This window comes from Brevinema andersonii (genome assembly GCF_900112165.1).
GTDB classification, from domain to species: domain Bacteria; phylum Spirochaetota; class Brevinematia; order Brevinematales; family Brevinemataceae; genus Brevinema; species Brevinema andersonii.
Map to the genome: position 1 here is coordinate 1 of NZ_FOKY01000006.1, position 16741 is coordinate 16741.

The 16741-nt window shown below is 32.6% G+C and carries 14 protein-coding genes; 3 read left to right on the forward strand and 11 right to left on the reverse strand.

Annotated elements, in window-relative coordinates; all coding sequences use genetic code 11:
* Positions 1-416: 416 nt before the first annotated feature.
* Positions 417-1001 carry a tRNA (guanine(46)-N(7))-methyltransferase TrmB gene (trmB, locus tag BM018_RS04380; RefSeq protein WP_092319020.1) on the reverse strand — a complete coding sequence of 195 codons (585 nt, stop codon included), beginning with the start codon at positions 999-1001 and terminating at the stop codon, positions 417-419.
* The gene (gene gatC / locus BM018_RS04385; protein WP_092319022.1) at positions 1001-1282 is read right to left on the reverse strand and encodes an Asp-tRNA(Asn)/Glu-tRNA(Gln) amidotransferase subunit GatC; all 282 of its coding nucleotides are present in this window, start codon (positions 1280-1282) and stop codon (positions 1001-1003) included. Before gatC ends, trmB begins: the two co-directional genes overlap by 1 nt.
* 332 nt (positions 1283-1614) lie before the next feature.
* On the opposite strand from gatC, the gene dnaA reads away from it, so the two are divergent.
* The gene (gene dnaA, locus BM018_RS04390; RefSeq protein ID WP_092319024.1) at positions 1615-2952 is read left to right on the forward strand and encodes a chromosomal replication initiator protein DnaA; all 1338 of its coding nucleotides are present in this window, start codon (positions 1615-1617) and stop codon (positions 2950-2952) included.
* Here dnaA and truA read toward each other — a convergent pair.
* From truA to BM018_RS04425, 7 genes are all read right to left on the reverse strand, one after another.
* Positions 2949-3719 carry a tRNA pseudouridine(38-40) synthase TruA gene (truA, locus tag BM018_RS04395; protein WP_092319026.1) on the reverse strand — a complete coding sequence of 257 codons (771 nt, stop codon included), beginning with the start codon at positions 3717-3719 and terminating at the stop codon, positions 2949-2951. The genes dnaA and truA overlap by 4 nt on opposite strands.
* Before the next feature lie 89 nt (positions 3720-3808).
* Positions 3809-4306, reverse strand: a complete 498-nt coding sequence (locus BM018_RS04400; RefSeq protein ID WP_092319028.1) for a hypothetical protein — start codon at positions 4304-4306, stop codon at positions 3809-3811.
* Between the two features lie 59 nt (positions 4307-4365).
* A complete protein-coding gene (locus tag BM018_RS04405) occupies positions 4366-4929 on the reverse strand; it encodes a hypothetical protein (RefSeq protein ID WP_092319030.1) in 564 nt (187 codons plus the stop codon).
* Between the two features lies 1 nt (position 4930).
* Positions 4931-5227 (reverse strand): hypothetical protein, encoded by a 297-nt coding sequence (locus BM018_RS04410; protein WP_092319032.1) that lies wholly within the window; start codon positions 5225-5227, stop codon positions 4931-4933.
* Positions 5224-5724 (reverse strand): RNA polymerase sigma factor, encoded by a 501-nt coding sequence (locus tag BM018_RS04415; protein WP_092319034.1) that lies wholly within the window; start codon positions 5722-5724, stop codon positions 5224-5226. Before BM018_RS04415 ends, BM018_RS04410 begins: the two co-directional genes overlap by 4 nt.
* Before the next feature lie 70 nt (positions 5725-5794).
* Positions 5795-6775 carry an ankyrin repeat domain-containing protein gene (locus BM018_RS04420; RefSeq protein WP_092319036.1) on the reverse strand — a complete coding sequence of 327 codons (981 nt, stop codon included), beginning with the start codon at positions 6773-6775 and terminating at the stop codon, positions 5795-5797.
* A complete protein-coding gene (locus BM018_RS04425; RefSeq protein ID WP_092319038.1) occupies positions 6775-7677 on the reverse strand; it encodes an ankyrin repeat domain-containing protein in 903 nt (300 codons plus the stop codon). Before BM018_RS04425 ends, BM018_RS04420 begins: the two co-directional genes overlap by 1 nt.
* Positions 7678-7966: 289 nt before the next feature.
* Between BM018_RS04425 and BM018_RS04430 the strand changes: the two genes are divergently transcribed.
* Together BM018_RS04430 and sbcD are read left to right on the forward strand one after the other, a co-directional pair.
* Positions 7967-9307 carry an MATE family efflux transporter gene (locus BM018_RS04430; RefSeq protein ID WP_092319040.1) on the forward strand — a complete coding sequence of 447 codons (1341 nt, stop codon included), beginning with the start codon at positions 7967-7969 and terminating at the stop codon, positions 9305-9307.
* 12 nt (positions 9308-9319) lie between these two features.
* The gene (gene sbcD / locus BM018_RS04435; protein WP_092319042.1) at positions 9320-13201 is read left to right on the forward strand and encodes an exonuclease subunit SbcD; all 3882 of its coding nucleotides are present in this window, start codon (positions 9320-9322) and stop codon (positions 13199-13201) included.
* Here sbcD and BM018_RS04440 read toward each other — a convergent pair.
* A complete protein-coding gene (locus BM018_RS04440; RefSeq protein WP_092319044.1) occupies positions 13194-14435 on the reverse strand; it encodes a GntP family permease in 1242 nt (413 codons plus the stop codon). The genes sbcD and BM018_RS04440 overlap by 8 nt on opposite strands.
* A 741-nt stretch (positions 14436-15176) precedes the next feature.
* Positions 15177-16709 (reverse strand): transcription termination factor Rho, encoded by a 1533-nt coding sequence (gene rho, locus BM018_RS04445; RefSeq protein WP_407640963.1) that lies wholly within the window; start codon positions 16707-16709, stop codon positions 15177-15179.
* Positions 16710-16741 lie beyond the last annotated feature (32 nt).

Consider the following 16741-nt stretch of genomic DNA (forward strand, 5'->3'; position numbering starts at 1 on the left):
CCTCTTCTTGGTTTGCCATTTTATAAAGAATAGGTTATAGAATAGCCAGAATACTAGATATCCTTATAGAATGTAAACATCCCTCCCCAAATATTTTATAGGGAGGAATGCAGCATTAAGGATGATGAATCCTTAAAAGCCTACGGGAAGAATTGGGGGCTCTCTTCATGGGTTTATTCTAACAATTCATCTTTTCTCTTTCTACTTCCTTCCCCTGAAAACAATAGTATAAAAAAACTTGACAAATTTTAATTTTTATAGTTCAAAAACTGCAAAACTAAATGTGTCATAACTGCAAAACTAAATGTTATATGACATTCATTATTAGATACAATATTATATATAATATCGTAAATTTAGTCAATATTTTTTAGAAAAAACTTGATTTGAATGATATAAATGTTTTAGAATAACATTTATATTTTTTTGAATCGTAGATAGGAAATAGGTCGTAAAGGGCTCATTTTACGGTAAAATAGTGTAGGAAATGTCTTAAAGAGATTGACTTGAATAGCTGGTTGATATAAACTATACCAGTAGGGGAATAGCCCCAGCTGCTGGACAACATGTTCTGCATATTCTTGGATGTCAGTAACAAAAGATAATGAACCTTCGGATTTTAATACCCTAAGTATATCTGCTATTAAGGAAGGTTTGAAGAGTCTATTTTTCCATTGTTTTGTTTTGAGCCATGGATCAGGAAAATTAATGTTTATCTCTTCAATGGAATATGCTGGCATCATAGAAAGTGCTGTTTGTGCATCTGTATGGAATAAACGAAAATTAGTGATATTTGTTTTTTTAAGCCTATGATAGGCTTTACTAATACGCTTGTGTGAGACATCAATACCAATCCATAATACTTCTGAGTTTTCAGGACAACGAGATAATAAGTAATCTCCGTGACCGCAACCAATATCTAGATAAGTTTTGTCATAGCCTGTGAATAGTTGAAACAAATCAGTATTTGAAGACAGAATATATGAATCACGGTCTGGCATTATTTTTTTATAATTTGAGGAACAATAATATAGTTATCATCAAATTCCGGAGCATTACGTTTGATTTCTTTGGTAGTCAACCCATCTTGAGCAATATCTTTTCTCATCGATAAAGGAGCAGAAATAGAACGAACAATCGGTTCCTGATTTTCTACATCAATACTAGCGATTGTTTCCACAAAATGTAATATATTATCCATACTATCAGTGAGTTTTTTTCGTTCTTCTTCTTTAAGCTCTAGGTGTGCCAAACGAGCAATATGATTAATATTAAAAGACATATAATTCTCCCAGTGAATATGGATATAATAAAATGTTTATAAGAATTTTGCAAATTTTTATAAAAAAGTTTTTTAATAAATCGCACAATTTGATCAGTTTTGTGCATAAAATTCCGATATTGAATAAGTTATTTAATCTATTATAAAATATAAAGTAAAAATAAAAAAATGCTTAAATTTGTGCGATTTTTTCCAAATTTGAATAAATTATCAAAAAAATCGCACAAATTGTTCCTTGTAAAATCCATGTTTTATAGGCTCTTGATTTTTGTTTTAAAAAAAAATATAATACTGAATCGTAATGAAAATTTCGTAATAAGGATTTTAATTATATGGAACTTTGGAATAAAATCTTAGAATATCTGGAACAATTGTTTGAATCCAGTTTTTCTGAAGCTTTTTTGCGCCGTATCCGTTTCAAGGAGCTGCAAAACAATAACTTAATAGTACTGAGTGCTGATGATGCCTTTAGTAAAGGATGGTTTGAAGAAAATTGTTTAGCGCCGATGAAAGACTTCCTGCAGGAACAAGGTTATGTATTTGAGGTTTCTATAGAGATAATACCTGTAACGAAGGCCAATCCTGTAGAAATACATGAGCAATCAGGAAAAAAATCGTTTGAATCTAATAATCACAAAGATATGCATTTGTCTGCTGGATATATATTTGAAAATTTTATTCCTGGTCAATGTAATGATTTTCCTTATCATGCTGCACTGGCGGTGGTGCAGAGTAGTTTATATAATTCTTATAATCCTCTGGTTGTTACGGGTCCGATTGGATCTGGTAAGACTCATTTGGCTCAAGCGATTGTCCATGCTTATATGGGAAAATTTCCTCAAAAAAAAGCGGTATTTGTGACCAGTGAAGAGTTTACTAATGATTTTATTAAGAGTTTGCAGACAAAAAATATGAATATTTTTCGAGATAGGTACCGATCGTGTGATTTATTAGTAATGGATGATGTACAAGCACTCGTATCCAGAGAAAGTACGGCAGAAGAGCTAGGAAACGTTTTTAATACGTTAATTTCTCGGGGTTCACAAATGGTATTCACTGCAGATCGTAGTATTGACATTCTTCAGGGTCTAGATATTCGTCTGAAAACGCGCCTTCAAGGAGGATTGGCTGTCGAGTTAAAAAATCCTGGCTTTGAGACCAGAAAAGCAATTCTTTTAGCAATGGTCGAACGTGAAAATTATGATATCGATGATAAAATTATTAATTTAATTGCAGAATCCATTGAAGGTGATATACGTGCTTTGAAAGGATTTCTAATTAAATTGTTTGCTTATGGTGACTTGAAAAAGAAAAATATTTCCTTAAAGTTGGCAAAAGAATTATTGAGTGATAAGATTCAGATTGATATACCGGATGATTTGTCGATTCATGAGATTCAAAAAGCTGTTGCTAAATATTTTGGTATTACGTTAGCTTCGATACGTTCTGACAGTAAGTTGAATGCTATTGCCTATCCTCGTCAAGTGGCTATGTTTATCGCTACAAAACATACAAAACTATCATCAACAGAAATTGGTAATTTGTTTGGAAAATCGCATAGTACGGTATTGAGATCTGCACAGAAAATAGAAAATGAGTTGCCGAAAAGTACAGACCTTAGACGTCATGTCGATCGAATTTTGCTGGATCTTATTGATTCGAGACACTAATCCCAAGGGTAATGGGCTCTTTTGAAATATAATCCATGTGAAGGTACAGGCTTCCAGAGTGTGTTGTCTAAAGGAACATTTTGGAACGCATTTTCTATATCGGATGGGTGTAGATTTCCACGTGCAGCTGCTAAGCCAATGCCAATCAAACTACGGATCATTCCTCGAAGAAATCCTTCACCTTGAATGAAAAAAAGTAAAACATTGTCTTTTTTTCGTATTGAAAAGTAATCTAATCTTCTAATAGTAGTTTTATGTTTTTTCTCTTCTTGACTGTAACCATAACAAAAATGTTTAAAATCTTTTTGGCCGATAAAAAGTTTTGAAATTTGTTGTAGTTTTTCTACATCAAGAGGACTAATATCATGATACATTTTATGAGCCCAAAATGGCGGAAGAATAAGACCTTGATAAATCAAATACATATAAGTTCTTGCTATACAACTGAATGTAGCATGAAATTTATGTGGTTTTTCTTGAATACTGTATACTCTGATATCAGGAGGCAGTTTGTTATTCAGAATTGAGGTGATTTTATGTTGAGGGAGACAATCATTTTTTGTGCGGAAATGTGCTGTATATTTTACAGCATGAGCTCCAGCGTCAGTACGCCCAGCACCCCAAGTGAAAATTTTTTCATTATATAGTTCTGATAAAATAGAATTTAAAGTTCCTTGTATTGTTGGAACATCAGATTGGGTATGCCATCCTTTAAAATTTGTGCCGTCGTACGATATTGTTAACATATATGTTTTTTTTTCTGTCATAAATTCTCCATTGTTTTATTATACGGTAATAATATTTTTTTGTAAAAAAACTCTCCGTTTAAGGAGAGTTTTAGAATTTTTTCTTTGTTCTATTTTAATAAAGTATTAACTTGCTGATTTTTTTCGGTTTCAAGATTAAGTCTCATAGATTTTTCTTCTAATTTCAATTTTTGATACTCTTGATCTTTAGCTTTTAATTTATTTATCAGTTCTTTAACGGCAGCTTGATCATTGGTTTTTTGTGCTTGAGCCATATCAATTTCAAGTAATATCATTTCATATTTAAGATCAGTGTATTTCATTTTGAAAGCCAGGCGTTGTTGATCCCATTTTTTTCTGAATTCTGATTCAATTTTAGCCATTCCACGTTGTTGTTCGGGGGTAGCATTGTAAAACATTGTTTCATGTTTTTTACGGTCGTGTTGGCTCATTTTGTGTTTACGATAGCCAGGATCATCGAAAGAATCAAAATCCATATGTCGAGAACCGTAAGCCATGTAATGGTCAGAAAGACTCTTTGTAAAATTTATACGTGGAACCATCGAAAATGCAAAAAGGGCCAATAAAAGTATTCCTAATTTTTTCATATTGTCTCCTCATGTTTTTATTTATGATCACTATCTTTAGAAAATAGCTATCATAAATTTTAGTTTGATATCTCATTATATAATTTAAGCAATTTTTCTGTTAATTGTTGAGGATTTTGCTCAAATTCTATAATTTTTTTTGAAGTTTTTTCTATATATTTATTGTAAATTTCTTCCGATTGTTTTTGTAAAGTATTTACGTGTTCCAAAACCAATGCTTGCATGTTGGATGTATTATTGTATAATTTTTTGTAGGCTTGGAGAATGGGATGATTCATATCACGTCCTTGTTTTTGTTCATTAAGAAGATATTTTAATTCTTTCATGATAAGCTTTCGTTCTTCCCTAAGAAGCTCCTCTCGCCGAACAAAATTCTCTTTAAGGATACGAGCTTGCCCTGTTGCTTTGATAATGTCATCTTCTATCTGAAGTACAGTAACAAAATCAAAAATCTTATTTCGCATACGTCGATGATTCTTTTTATGTGATTCTTTTAGGTAAGGGCGGAAAAATGGAGGAAACCATTGGTTTTCGGATTTTTTTTCGTTAGGGAAAGGTAGTCTATCATTACTAAAGGCCATCCCCGTAATGCTGAGTAATAAAATAAAATAAAATCTTTTCATATTACTCTCCAGTAAATAAAATAGAATACATATATTCAGCATTATTAAAAATTTGTTCCCTTTCTTGTTCCAATTGCTGGAGTACTAATTTTTGGTGGGAATTTTGCTGATACATAATATGTGTACCAAGTGCTAATATACATACAAGGACCCCTAGGGATCCTATTAATCGAAAATTAGTACAAATTTTTGCTTCTTCACATGCTACCAGTTTTTCAAATTTTTGGTCAATATTTTTATGGAGAATATTTTCGTTTTTCAATTGATCTAATAACATATTTAATTCAGTATCGGTCATTCTGTTACCTCGAATTGATTACTTAGTATTTTCATTAATTTTTTTCTTGCCCTGTGCCGTAGTGATTTTGTGGCTGTCAGGGATAATTTAAGAATTTCCGAGCACTCTTGAAATGAGCGGTCTTCCAGATCCTTAAGAATAATAATTTCTTTTTCTCTGTAGCTCAACTGATTAATACCATCCCAAAGTTCTTCAAGAGTTTCTGTATGTACCGTATAGGCTTCCGGTGATAACTGCGCATCGGGAATATCATCAACAGTGTCCAAGCCAAGAAAAATCCGAGCTTTGGATTTCAAGTATTCTTTGTAAGCAATGTTCCTTGCAATAGTAACTGTATAAGCAATAGGTGAATCCATCACAGAAACTTTATCCCATCGTTTCCATACTTCTATAAAAGCCCTTGCAGTACTCTCTTCGGCTAAATCCTTGTTAGTGCGTGCCCGGCAGAGACGGTACACTAAGGTTTTATTCTGTGCGTAAAACTCGTTAAATGTCATAATATTTCTGCGTTCCTTTATAATTTAAATAAGTGGTTTTGTTGAAAAAAGGATTTGTTTTTTATAAAATTTATTCTAAATTGTTAGTCATAATTCCTTTTGGAAGGAATCTTGATAAATCAGGCAAATCTTCCTGAGGGCCTTGTGCTTTCAGGAGCAGCATAGCGGTTGTGCTGTTATTAAGCTGTGCTAATTGATATGCTGTTAGGCCTTGTTTGTTTTTTGCATAGATATCAGCTCCTCTCGAAATCAGAGTTTGGATAATTTCAGGAAAGTCATAGGCACTGGCTAGCATGAGGGCTGTTTCTTTATAATTGTTATTTATATTAAGATCTGCGCCATACTTAAGAAGAAGATCAACTGCTTCAACATCATTTTCAATAACAGCAAACATTAAAGCTGTCCAACCTTGTTTATCTTGGATATCAGTATTAGCTCCTGCTTGAAGCAGAGTTTCGACGGCTCTTATGCTGCCATGCCTCGATGCGATCATAAGTGCAGTAGCACCTTCACTATTTTGCTGATCGATATTTTTTATGTGATACAGCAAGGCAACAATAGACTCAAAACTTTCAAGTTCGCTCGCGAGCATCAAAGGGCTTAATGATTTTTTATTCATGATGTGGATATTGGCTTTGTTGCGCAGCAGAAGAGAAATAATCATAGGATTATTAGCTTCGATAGCATAGAAAAGCGCTGAATTCCCTACTTGATCGACTGCATTGATAGGCACATTGCGTTTGAGTAAATAGGAAATAAGATTAATATCTTTATTTTGTACAGCTAACATCAAAGTTGTTTGTCCTGCTTTGTTGGTGTGATAAATATTTCCATTGTTTTGCAGAAAAAATTTGATTGCAGCTGATTGCTTATAACTGATAGCAGTCGTCAAAAGATTGTCTCCATAATCGTTAGTTATATTAATTTGTTTTTCGAAGTCTGGTAAGTTACGTATGGAATTGATATCTCCTGATTGTGCCATATCGAAAATATTGTAGCTGTAAATATATTGACAGTTGAGTAATAATAAAACATATACAAAACGCAGCATTATTCAGTTCTTGATTGAGCCTGTATTTTTGCATATTTTTTGATCAGGTGCTGGAATTTACGATCGGAATATTGTCCTAAATCAAATGCTGTAATGTCATTTTTACTTTTGAGGTATAAGTTAGCACCATGTTCTAGAAGAAGCTCTGTGATATAATAATATTTCTGTGCAATGGCTAGAAGTAATGCAGTAGCACCTTGTTCGTTTTGACGATTGATATCAGCTCCGTATTTAAGAAGCAGCTGTACAATAGTAAGATGTCCTTGACTGCTTGCGATCATAAGTGGAGTGTTTGCAGTATTTTTTCGAGTTTGATCAGGATCTTCTCCATGTTCCAAAAGCAAGCCCACTAATTGATGGTTGCCTGAATATATAGCACTCAACAAAGGCGAAACACCTTCTGATGAATACGTATCACTAACTGCACCGTTTTCCAGTAAAAGCTCAGCAATTGCTGGTCGATTGTATTGGACTGCTAAATGGAGGGGTGTCAGTCCCTCTTTATTGGTTGCATTGATAGAGATATTCTGAGTAAGCAAGTATTTTATATAATTTTCATTATTATTATGTACAGCAGTACTTAACGTTGAATTGCCATTATTGTCTTTTGCATTAATGAAAGCTCCATGTTCGATCAGAATAGATGCCATGTTCGAAGAAAAATTTTGGATATACATGAGAGGCGTACGCCCCATATTATCTCGGCTATTGGGGTTAAATCCTTGTTTTAGTAAAGATTGTACTTCTTCAAAGTTATTATTGTAAACTGCTAAAAATAGAGCATTTTCTGGTGAATCAGTTAATTCAGAATAATAAGCTTGACAGACAATAGTATCAAAAAATAGGATAATGAAAAAAAATATTTTTTTCAACCGCATAGATTCCCTACATAAACAATTCATATTATTATCTCATAAGAGCCCTTTTTTGTCAAGAAGTTTAGAATAATTGTTTCATAATATTGACAAAATATTAATTTTTTGCTATGATGTATTTTATTGTGGTTGTATTATGATACAAGATGTTTATATTTTCTTTTTATTCAAAGATATATTAATTTTCTTTATCATATATATTTAATTTTTCCTATTTATAGTTTTGTTTGGGGTGCTATTAGTTTTATTTATTATTCATCTTTTCTCCTTAATCTCTTTTCTTATTAATTTATATATATTTTGAAAGGAGAAATTTATGAATAATATTTTTATTACAAGGCGTATGCGTAAAATTGCATGGCCATTAACTATTAATACATTAACATTTTATGCCGTAGCAATTACCGATTCTGTTTTTATCGGACATTATAGGCCTGATGGCTTAGATATTCTTAATACTATTATGTTACCTTATATTACTCTTAATCAATTGATGGATTATATGCATATGGGAACTGTAATACTGGCTACTCAATCGATTGGTGCTAAATTTTATCATAAGGCACAAAAAATTGTAGAAAATGGATTTTTTGTATATGGTATGGTTGGAGCAGTTTTTTGGGCTTTGTGGTTTTTTGGTGCGGAAAAAATTTACAGCTTACTTGATCCCAATGCTGAAACTTTGAAAATTGCTGTCGATTATATGCATATTGTTTCATTTTCTTATTTGATGAATGGCTTTATTTACAAAGGTGTACAATCTGTTTTTGCAACGACAGGATATACAAAGCCTTTTATGATAGTCGGGATTGTGCAAGTATTAGCTAATACTGTTTTTAATAGATTATTTATTCACGGAGATTTCTTTTTCCCTGAACTTGGGATTTCCGGTGCTGCATGGGGAACTATTGTCAGTACAGCATTGGGTAATCTGCTAATGCTGTACTATCTCTTCCAACAAAAAAACATTATGCCAACATTAAAAGGAATTGTACATCCTGATAAAAAACTTGTATACCAAACCATACGAATGGGATTTCCTGTAGGTATCGATATGGTTTTGTGGGGATTGGGCGGTAATTTTCTGGTATGGGTGATCAATAATACGGATCCTAGCTTAAATCGATTTATGTTTTTCTTTATCACGCTGCCTGAATTTGGCTTTAGAATGTATTCGGGCTATATCTTAGCTGTTACTAATTTAGCTGGACGTGCTTTCGGTGCCCGTAATATTAAAAAAGTCATCAAAGTGATGTATTTCGGCCTTAGAGATGCTGGACTGATATCTTTAGGTGTAGCATTGATTTATATATTCTTTGCAAAATATATAGCATATATGTTCACTAGTGATCCGCAAACAATTGACCTCTTGAAAAAATATATTCCTTTGATGGTGTTAATTACATTGCCGCGGACGCTCTGGGAGATTTTTAACGGCATTCTGCACGGTATGGGAATTACCTTGTGGGGAATGTTTGTACAGATGGTAGGGTTGACAGCAATTGCTTTACAGTCATATTTTTTTGTTGGTCAACTTCATTGGGGAGTATTCGGTATTTTTCTTATTTATGTTGTCGACGAAATATTAAGAGTCATATTTATGGGCGGTCGCTTGTTTTTCTCCTTGAAAAATATAAAGGTTAGTTCTAACCGGTAACAAAGGGTACGCATGAAAATTCTATGCACTGCCGATTGGCATTTGGGCAAAAAATTAGAAGCTTTTTCGCGTCTGGAAGAGCAAATTCTAGTGATGGATGAAATTGTCCAATATGCAGAAGAGCAAAAGGTTGATGCAGTGATTGTAGCAGGAGACTGCTTTGATACCGTAAATCCGAGTCCTGAAGTGACAAAATTGTTTGTTAAAACATTAGCGCGCCTATCAAGAAACGGAGAATGTGTGGTTCTGGTGATTGCCGGGAACCATGATTCTCCGTTATTTTTATCTTCTTCTGAAGCATTTGCTTCTCAAGTCGGGGTTGCTATTGTTGGTTTTGTGCATGAAGTACCTCGGCTGGAAGAAAACAGCTCTGCATGGAGAGTGAATGCTTCGGCACCAGGAATGATTGAAATTTTCTTTAAAAAAGCAAAGAAAAATATTAGATTTTTACTGGCACCGTATGCTAATGCACAACGTTTGAAAAAAGATTTTGGTGTTGAGGACAGCAGTAAAAAAATATGGGAAGTGTTTCAGAAACAATGGCAAGAAAATATCTCTCAAGATTCTGATGTTATTAATATCTTAGTGGCGCATTATTTTGTTCTGCCCGAAAAGAAGGATACTTTAATTCAAGAAGAGCCCCCCGTAGAAGATGAAGGTGAAAAAAAAATAGGTGGAATAGGTGGTATTTCTGCAGAATATATTCCTCAGGGAATTGATTATGCCATTCTCGGGCATATACACAGACCACAAAAAATATTTTCGAAAAATTGTCAGGTTTTCTATACTGGTAGTCCCCTTATTTATAGTATGTCGGAAAGCGGACAACAAAAAACTTTATTAATACTGGAAATTAACCGTAAAAAATCCGAATATTATTATCCTTTGACACAAGGTAGAAATATCAAACGTATTATTTTTGATGATGTAAGCAAAATAGAAAACCTTCTACAAGGAGAGGATGAAAATTATATCGAATTAGTATGGTGTGGTGACCGCTACCTAGAAGCTCATGAAATGCACAAGTTGAACAACATTCATTCCAGACTGCTTCGTGTCGATATGCAGCCGAAATTCAGCAAAACACTTGCCTTAAATCCAGATATAGAATATATTCATGAACGGTCATCTCTAGAATTGTTTAAGGATTATTTTTTGTTTAAAAGAAAAATGGAAGCTCCGGAAAGTTTACTTGCCTTTTTTGAAACATTAAATCAGTATGATCAAACTTCAATATTGCATTTTCGAAAACAAGGGTTTCTTCCTTATTCTCTAAAAATTCAAGGTTTTTATTCTTATAAAAGTGAGGTTTTTATTGATTTTTCTATATTTGAAGAAAAGAAATTTTTCGGAATTTTTGGTTCGGTTGGAGTAGGAAAATCGGCAATTATTGAGGCTATTATTTTTGCCTTATATGCTAGAACAGAGCGTTTAGGCTCAATGGGCAGTGGTAGCGGATCATCTAATTTTTCTGTGACTTATAGCATGATGAATCTTGAGTCAGATACCATGTTAATTGAATTTGAATTTTCTGTTATTGGAGAGTCCGGTATCGAAGAATATTTATGCCGAATTCATGCAGTTCGTGATAAAAAGAAATTTGAAAAAGTAGACGCAAAACGTGAAGTATTTCGTAAGCAAAATAATGAATGGGTACCTCAAGGAAAAATATCCGGTGAGGAAATATTAGGATTGAGTTACGATGATTTTCGAAAAACAATAGTGTTACAACAACGTGATTTTTTGAATTTTCTTCATGCTACGCCCAGCAAAAATGCAGAAACTTTAATGAGACTTTTTCATTTGGAACGCTTTGATTTATCAGATCAAGTTGCTATATTAAAAAATGAAAATAGCGGCAATTTAAAGGCATTGTCTGCGCAACTGATGCTTTTTGAAGATGTCTCAGATGAATTGTTATCTGAGTTGAAAGAACGAAAGAAACAATATAAGATTGAATTGGAATATTCGAAACATGAATTAAATAGTAAAAAAAAATCTAAAGAAGAAATTCAAAAAAAAATTGATCAATTACTTCTCTTAAAAGAGTCAAAAGAAAAAATAGCTCTGTTAGAACAGAAAAAAGAAAAAATAGAACAGGCTGAATTGCGTTTGAAAGTAGATCGTATTATTGAACTGGATGATAATATTAAAAAATATATAAACAATATTAATGAATCTCAATGGAAAATTGATCAATTGCAAAAAGATTTAACTCTATTACAAACTGATAGTGAAAAAGAAGCAGAAATATTCAAATTATTACAGCAAGAACTTGAAGAAATTCAAACACACAAAAAACAATTTATCCAGCAAAAAGATTTTTGGCAAGAACAAGAATTTGATAAATTAATTGTGCATTTAGAATATCAAATAAAACAATGGAATCAATTAGAAGCAAGAAGTTTGGAATTGCTCAACAAACAAAAAACATTGAAAATTGGCCGTTCTTTGAATGATGTTAATTTACATGCACAAGAAATAAAAACACAACTTAATTTTATTTATGAAGAAGAGCAGAAATATAAAAGTTTGTTGGGGTTATCTGGGATTTCTTATTGCTTAAAGCCGAATGAACCTTGTCCTTTATGTGGTTCAATAGAACATCCTAGTCCTTTTGAATCTATTGATGAGCATATGTTAGAAAATTTTACTCAGCAAAGATTGGCCTTAGAAAAATTATTAGAGCAGCTTCGCGATGAATATAGGCAAGTAGAAATGTCTGAAAAACTTTGTCAAAATTATAAAGATGAATTAGAACAATTAGAATCACAAAAACAAAACTTATTAAATAATGAATCTTTAGATTCTTGGAAAGAAAAACTTAATCAATTATTAATCGAAAATAAGCAAAAAAAAGAAAATCTATTGCAAGCAAAAACAAAAATTAATGAATATGAAAATCTTCAAGTTGAATTAGAAAAGAAAAAAAATATGTCAGAAATAAGAAAATACGAGTTAGAGAAAAAAATAACACAATTTCAGAGTTTGTTGTTTGCATCTATTGACCAGAAAAATCAAATACAAAAAATGTTAGAATCAGATATTATTAAGAAAGAGCAAGAATTAAAAAAGATCGGACTTAGTGAAATTGAATATTCTAAAAGTGCGTTATTTTCTAAAATGAGTTATGAAGACATTTCGAATTATAGAAAAGAATATGCCGTTTTAGAAAATAAAATAAAAGAACTATCCCATTTGGAAATCAATAATAATATAGATTTTTCTTTATTATTAAATGAATTAGAACAAGATGTTTTATTATTAGAATCCAAGATTTCAATAAACGAACAGGATTTAGGATCTTTATCTGATAAAATTAAATCTTTGCAGCAGAATATAATACAAAAAGAAATGTTAATGGAACAACAAAAAGAAATGTTAATCAATCAAGAAAATATTGCTATTTTAGAACAGCTTTTTAAAGCAAAAGGATTTGTAAATTTTATCGGTCAAAAATATCTGGAACAGCTTTGTTACTATGCTAATCAGCGTTTTTTAAGATTCAGTAGAAATCAGTTTGCTATAGAAGCTCCTAGTGATTTGCAACATAAAGGGGTTTATGTGATTGATCGTCTTGCCGGTGGTAATAAGCGTGATATATCAACATTATCTGGTGGACAAAGTTTCCAAGCAGCGTTAGCATTGGCTCTGGCATTAGCTGATCAGAGTAGAGTAGGACATCGTTTCTTTTTTGTGGATGAAGGATTTGGCTCGCTTGATGAAGAAAATCTTAGAATTGTTCTTCAAACTTTGTATGAATTGGCACAACAAGAACAGCGTATTGTTGGACTTATTTCGCATGTCCCTGCTATTCAGGATGAAGTTAATATATGTCTTCACGTACATAATGATCAGGGAAATGATGTTAAAATAGACATAGAGTTTAATTAATCATAAAATATCTGATAACAGCCAAAAATAGCAAACTGAATCCAATCAAAATTTCGTAAGGAAAAACTCTAAATCGTTCTTTTAGGGACAAATGAAGAGAATCTTTCGTGTTATGAAAAAACGAGCCATGTGGCATATGATCCATGACCATAGAACCAGCATTAATTAAAGATGCTCCCTGTACTGGGGCTATTCCTGTATTAATGATGAGGTCAACAAAGGTTGTTGAAGCAATAGTAGCTCCTGCGGTTGCGGATGCAGTAACCATAGCTAAGAAAAGTCCGGAAAGAGGCGCAATAAAAAAATCAGAAATATGTACTGTTTCTAAAAACTGCAGACTTAATTCTTTAATGTTGGAGTTTTGAATCATACCGGCCATTGTTCCTACACCTATGAGTAATAGAACAACACCTGAAATTTTTTCCAAGCCTATACACAAACAAGAGTTAAATTCTGGAAGTTTGTCCATAGCTATGATCCCCAGCATACCACCTATAGGCAAGGCAATTAATGGGTCAATAGCAATTTGAAATAGCGGCTGCAAGGTCAGCAGCAAGATAGCAGTAACTGGACCAATAATGCTTGCCATGAAAGATGGTAATTTGCCGTGATGAAAGTGGGGATTTTCTGTAACTTTTTCTCCTTTGTTAATGAAAAATTTTGCAATAGTTGTTGTCAGTATAATAGCAATAATGCTCGGAAAAATATTCGCGGCCATAACCGATGAGATGGGAACTTGAAATATTTCTGACACAGCAATAGTACTGGGATTAGGTGATATTAAATTTCCTGCTTTTCCGCCTCCGCTAAGTGCCAGTAAAATAGCAGATTTAGAAATATTTAATTTTTGCGCGATCGTCAGAGCGATCGGTGCAATCGTAATAATTGTGACATCAAGAAAAATTCCAGTAGCTGTTAAACAAAATGTTGCTAAAGTTAATGCTAATAAAACAAGTTTTTCTCCTAATTTTTCAATAATTGTTTCTGCTATTTTAATAGCAGCACCTGTTTTGACTAGCGTGCCTACTAAAATCCCCGCCGTAAGAATCCTAATAATCGCTGGAACCATTGTCTTGATGCCGCTAATCATAATATTGATTGTGGTATTTAGAGAGAATCCGCCTATTATGCCGGCAATAAGTGAGCCTAAAATTAAAGCATATACAGGATGAAAGCGACGTAGAATAAAAATAATAGAAATAGTAAGCCCAATAAGAACACCCAGTGATGTCATAATTTTGCCCTTAATAATTTTTATAAGTATAAAGCATTCTTTCATAAGAAGTCAAATTATTTTGTATTTTGCGAAAAATTAACTAAAATAACGATAAAATAGTTTAGTTTGAGAATATGTAAGAATATGTTTAGAATGAGCTTATAAGTTTACTATATTCTTAATGATTTTGAGGAAAGTGGTTAATATAAGTTTTTTATAGACGTGATGATTAAGTAAAATGAATTCATAATATTCGAACTTATCATTAAAATTTCCAATCTTCATCCAATATTGTACCTTTTGAATGCATCAGTAATAACAATATTATTCTCAGTAACTTTTTCTAAAATGGAAAGCAATTATTTTCCGGTTAATTTTTGATTTTTCTTATTTAGTAATGCCATTTCACATACACCTTAAAAGATATTTAATATATTTCTCTATAAGTTTATGAATTCATTTTTTATTTTTTAGAATATTATAATTTAAATGTTATCAAAGTATTTTTGTGATAATTTTATGGTTATTGAGTTAAAGCAGAAAAGATGTTGATAGAAAAACTAAAAAATCTCTATGATGTTATGATATAAGCAAACAGAAGTGGTTGAAACATTTTAACCTGAAATTATTTTAATAAACTTTACTCAAGATACAGCAGTTTTAATTTTCTTTATTATCTAGGATGATTTTATATAATTAATGCGCCAAAACGCAAATTTTAATAGCTATTTACTCTGCTAAAGTGAATAAAGATAGGGATCAGGCCTTCCCTAAGAATTGCAAATTGTTAAGAAATTCTTCATTAGTAGGAAATTTTTTCATAGCCTGACTAATTTTATTAATAATTTCTTCATTAGACATGTTTACAAACACTTTTCTTAACATACGTATTTTTTCTAAGTTTGCACTATTAAGTAAAAGATCTTCCCGCCTTGTTCCTGAAATTTTAATATCAAATGCAGGAAATGTGCGCTGATTAGCCAAGTTACGGTCCAAGTTGATTTCCATATTACCTGTGCCTTTGAATTCTTCGAAAATAATGTCATCCATTTTTGATCCCGTATCTACAAGCGCTGTTGCAATAATTGTTAAACTGCCTCCTTCTTCGATATTGCGAGCAGCTCCGAAGAATTTTTTAGGTTTGTGAAGGGCTCCTGAATCAATCCCTCCTGACAATACTTTTCCTGAAGATGGTTCTACTTGGTTGTAAGCCCGTGCAAGCCGAGTAATTGAATCTAATAAAATCACAACATCATAGCCGCTTTCAACCAAACGACGAGCCTTTTCAAGAACCATTTGTGCTACATTCACATGTTTTTGAGCGGGCTCATCAAATGTCGAATAGACAACTTCAGCTTTTACGGAGCGCTGCATATCAGTTACTTCTTCAGGTCTTTCGTCTACGAGAAAAACAATAAGTTTGATTTCCGGATGATTTGTTGTTATACTATTGGCTATGTCTTTTAGAAGTGTGGTTTTTCCAGCTTTGGGAGGTGATACTAATAATGCTCGTTGTCCTTTTCCAATAGGTGTAAATAAATCCATCATACGCATAGCAAGAGAATCGGGAGAACGTTCCAACTTGATTTGTTCTTCCGGGAATAACGGAGTTAAATTGGAAAATAACGTCCGTTTCCGTGCTACTTCAGCAGATTTTTCGTTAATACTTTCAACTTTAAGCATGGCAAAAAATTTTTCTTCTTCTGTGCGCTGCGGAGGACGGATTTGACCTTGGAGCACATCGCCGCTCCGTAACCGGAAAAGTGATATTTGAGATGGCGAAACATAGATATCATCAGAACTAGGCAGATAGCTATACCGTGGAGATCGTAAAAATCCAAAACCTCCGTCTATCAGTTGCAAAGTCCCGCCACCATAAATAATACCTTTATTGTCGGCATGTTTCCTAAGAATAGTGTATACTAATTCCTGAGTATGCATACTTTCGCAATTTTCTAATTTCAAATGTTCGGCAACCATTAATAATTCTGTAATGGATAATTGTTTAAGCTGGTTAATAAATAACATAGTTCCATCTTCAGAAAAAACTTGAGACATAACTTTTTGAGGGTCCGAAGAATGTTCGTATATAGCAAATAAATTTTTGCTATATTTTTTGAAATCTTTATCGTCAAGAGGAATAAATTCTTCAATAAGATTATCCTCAGGAAGCTGCGCAGATGTTTTTTTTGATTTACGATGTGTTTTTTTGTTTTCTGTAGGTTGTTCAAGAGTCACATTCTCTTGAATTTCGTTTTCTGAATTATTTTTCAGTTTGATACGACGAGCCATGGATACCTCTAGTGATTTTGGATATTAATGAG